At 49.8% G+C, this 3,789-nt stretch carries 3 protein-coding genes; 2 read left to right on the top strand and 1 reads right to left on the bottom strand.

Annotated features, from left to right (window positions below; genetic code table 11):
• Window positions 1–1,137, bottom strand: a 1,137-nt coding sequence (gene lpdA / locus IM638_18740) for a dihydrolipoyl dehydrogenase (GenBank protein MCA6365075.1), incomplete at its 3' end; no start/stop codon positions are given.
• Window positions 1,138–1,245: 108 nt separating this feature from the next.
• On the opposite strand from lpdA, the gene IM638_18735 reads away from it, so the two are divergent.
• Window positions 1,246–2,670 carry a hypothetical protein gene (locus tag IM638_18735; protein MCA6365074.1) on the top strand — a complete coding sequence of 475 codons (1,425 nt, stop codon included), beginning with the start codon at window positions 1,246–1,248 and terminating at the stop codon, window positions 2,668–2,670.
• A gap of 128 nt (window positions 2,671–2,798) precedes the next feature.
• Window positions 2,799–3,419: a redoxin family protein gene (locus tag IM638_18730; GenBank protein ID MCA6365073.1), complete on the top strand. Its 621-nt coding sequence runs from the start codon at window positions 2,799–2,801 to the stop codon at window positions 3,417–3,419.
• Window positions 3,420–3,789: the final 370 nt, after the last annotated feature.

Genomic DNA, 3,789 nt, shown 5'->3' with positions numbered 1-3,789 from the left:
GAAGGGGAATTTACCCACTTTAATATCGTAGCCGGCTTCGCGTGCTTTTTTCTCGGTGTAGCCTACCGAAGCAATTTCGGGCGAGCAGTAGGTGCAGCCGGGAATGTTGTTGTAGTCGAGTGCATCTACGTGCATGCCGGCGATTTTCTCAACGCAGATAATGCCTTCGGCACTGGCCACGTGCGCAAGTGACTGACCGGGTACGCAGTCGCCAATGGCGTAGTAGCCGGGGATATTTGTTTCGTAGTATTTGTTTACGAGGATTTTGCCTTTGTCGGTGGCAATGCCCACGTCTTCAAGGCCGATACCTTCGATGTTGGCTACCACACCCACGGCCGAGAGTACAATATCGGCTTCGAGCGTGGTGGTGCTTCCGTCTTTCATTTTCACGGTTGCCTTACAGCCTGCGCCGCTGGTATCAACCGCTTCCACACTGGCTTCGGTGTGAATGTCGATGCCGGCCTTCTTGAACGAACGCTCAAGCTGCTTGCTCACTTCTTCATCTTCTACCGGCACTATGGTGGGCATAAATTCCACAATGGTTACTTTGGTGCCCATAGTGGCGTAGAAGTAGGCAAACTCCACACCAATGGCGCCCGAGCCCACCACAATCATCGACTTGGGTTGCTGCGGGAGTACCATGGCTTCGCGGTAGCCGATAATCTTTTTGCCGTCCTGTTTCAGGTTGGGCAGCTCGCGCGAGCGGCCGCCCGTGGCAATGATAATGTGTTTGGCTTCGAGTGTGCTCACCGCACCGTCGGCAGCGGTTACTTCCACTTTGCGGCCGGGCTTCACTTTAGCAAAGCCGTTAATTACATCAATTTTATTTTTCTTCAACAGAAACTGCACGCCTTTGCTCATGCCCGAAGCCACATCGCGGCTGCGTTTAACCACAGCGGCAAAATCGTGCGAGGCAGTGCCGTCTATTTTCAGTCCGTAATCGCCGGCATGTTTGAGGTATTCAAACACCTGGGCGCTTTTGAGCAACGCTTTGGTAGGAATACAGCCCCAGTTGAGGCATACACCGCCAAGCTCGGCCTTTTCAATTACGGCAGTTTTCATGCCCAGTTGTGAAGCGCGGATGGCAGTTACATAGCCGCCGGGGCCGCTGCCAATCACAATAACGTCGTAGTTCATAAGAATATCCGGTTGGATGAAGTTTTCGCTTGTTGGAGGTATTTATCAATACCGGCACGAAAATACAAAAATAGCCCGCACGGCAGCGGGTTTACCTTCCTCAGCCGGATGTCTTTAATTTTTAACCACCTGCAAACTGCAACGGCCTATTTTGTGCATTTTCGTACCGCGCTGCGTATTACTGCAAAGCGTTTGTGTATGAATCATCGTTTTACCCCGTTTCTCCTCTTGCTTCTCTTCCTGCTGCCCGCCTTTGCTGCTGCGCAGGAAAAACGTCTTTATGTGCAGGGACAAATACGCGCCGCACACGACGGGATGCCGCTTGAAGGTGCTTCCGTTACCGTACGCGAGCCCCGCGCCGCCGCACTGGCCGGTAAGCAAGGCCGCTATGTGCTGTTTACGGTAAACCGCCCGGGCATTGTCATCGAATACAGCTTTACCGGCTACACCCCGCAGCGCAAAACACTCACGCCCGAACTCCTGCGCAGCTGCAACGGCGATACGCTCACACTCAATATTACACTCGTAGCCGAAACCTACGTGCTGCCCACGGTCAGTGTGCAGTCGGGCCCGGATACCGTAATTGGCAGCTACCGCTATTTTATTGAAGATTATCTGTTCCTCGACAGCAACCGCTTTCTGCTGCTCACGTTCGAGAAAAACCTGAAAGCCGCGCGCGTGATGCTGGCCGAAGGACAAAAAATACTCAGTGCGGCTGATGTGCCTGTGGAAGCACTTGAGCTTTACCGCGATTACAAAGGCTACAACAATGTGCTTTGCAAAGACAGTGCATTCCGCATCAAAATTCTGCCCGGCAACAAACTCATGCTGATGGCGCTGCCTTACCGCGATTTTGCTTCGCGGTATTTTCCCTGCATCGATACCATCGGCCCGCAAATATTGTTCAGCAACTACAACCGCGATTATCCGCTCTTCAGTTATTACCTCTACAATTCAACCGATACAACGGCCTACCGAATCCGCACCATTGCCGACTGGCCGCTGCTGAATCAGTACAACTGGGAGTTTGATTTTTTGCAGCCCAAAGACAGACTATACGCACGTAAAATGGAAATGTACCTCGGTGTGGATAAACGCATTATTGCAGCCACCATGACCGGTTTTACGCATTCGCCGCAATACACGCCGCTTTACGCACCGTTGTTTTACATTCACGATACTATTTTCGTGTTTGATCATTATGCCAACCAGCTATTCCGGTACACGCAAAATCTGGCACTGATTGATTCAATTCCCATCAGCTACCATCACCCCAAAAACTGGCGCGAGTGGGACCGGGCGCTCCTGCACGATGAAGTTACCGGCGAAGTGTATGCACGGTTTGAGAAAAACGGCTATTATACCCTGAAACGCATCGACTTGAAAACCGGACAAATTACAGGCACATTCCGTATTACGAAGCAATTTGTAAAACACATCCGCATCCGCAACGGCGAAGTATATTACCTCTGGCACAATTATGAAACGCCCGAGAAGAAAATGCTTTGGAAAGAACCGGTTATGCTGCGCTGAATGAAACTGCGGCGTGAGGGCTAAAAATTAATTCCCGGTATAAATCCTTTTCCGGCCGAATAGCGTAAATTTGAAGATATCCGAATTACGGATCAGGCATTCAAACAGAAACTTTAGTATTTCGTACAATGAAAAAAACAATCAGTTTACTTTCTGTAGCCGTTGTGGCTGCATTGGTAGTTACCGCTTTCCGTCCGGTTGACATTACACCCATTGCCACCGGAACTGCCATGCCCATGGCCGACAAAGCCATGAAAGACGTGGTGAGCGGAAAAGACGTTACACTGGCCGGCGAAAAAGGCGCTACCGGCACACTCGTTATCTTCTCGTGCAACACCTGCCCGTACGTAATTGCCAACGAAAGCCGCATTACCGATGCCATCCGCATCGCTAAACGCCTCAAGTTCGGTGTGGTAATTGTAAACTCAAACGAAGCCAAACGCGCCGATGAAGATTCGGAAGCCGCAATGGCCAAGTACGCAAAAGATCAGAAGTACAACTGCGCCTACACCATCGACGTAAATTCGGCTATGGCTGATGCGTTTGGTGCAACCCGCACGCCTGAGTGCTTCCTGTTCGATAAAGACAGCAAACTCGTGTACCACGGCGCCATCGACGATAGTCCGAAAGATGCCAAAGCAGCCAAAGTAAACTACCTCAACAACGCCATGTTTGCACTGCAAAAGGGCGGCGCGGTAGAAACACCTACCACCGTATCAGTGGGCTGTACAATTAAGCGCAAGGCTTAGTTTTGATTAACTGTATAATGTAAAAATCCCTCCGGTTTTTCCGGGGGGATTTTTTTTTTGTGAGGATAAATGGTGTGTGTGTGTGAAAGAGAATGTGAATGAGAAAGAGAAAGAGAATGAGAATGAGAAAGAGAAGGGGAAAGAGAGTGAGAGTGAGAAAGAGTATTAGAAAGAGAAAGAGAAAGAGAAAGAGAAGGGGAAAGAGAGTGAGAGTGAGAGTGAGAAAGAGAGTGAGAATTAGAAAGAGAAAGAGAAAGAGAAAGAGAAAGAGAAGGGGAAAGAGAGTGAGAGTGAGAGTGAGAGTGAGAGTGAGAAAGAGTATTAGAAAGAGAAAGAGAAAGAGAAAGAGAAAGAGAAGGGGAAAGAGAGT

It is taken from the genome of Bacteroidota bacterium, from assembly GCA_020402865.1.
In the GTDB taxonomy this organism is placed as follows: Bacteria; Bacteroidota; Bacteroidia; order Palsa-965; family Palsa-965.
The sequence above is the reverse complement of the archived record's forward strand: the minus strand, read 5'-3'. Positions and strand labels throughout refer to the sequence as shown.

Excerpts from the sequence above, each read along its gene's own strand:
- IM638_18730 (MCA6365073.1), top strand. The coding sequence starts at position 2,799 with ATGAAAAAAACAATCAGTTTACTTTCTGTAGCCGTTGTGGCTGCATTG.
- IM638_18735 (MCA6365074.1), top strand. The coding sequence starts at position 1,246 with ATGTCTTTAATTTTTAACCACCTGCAAACTGCAACGGCCTATTTTGTG.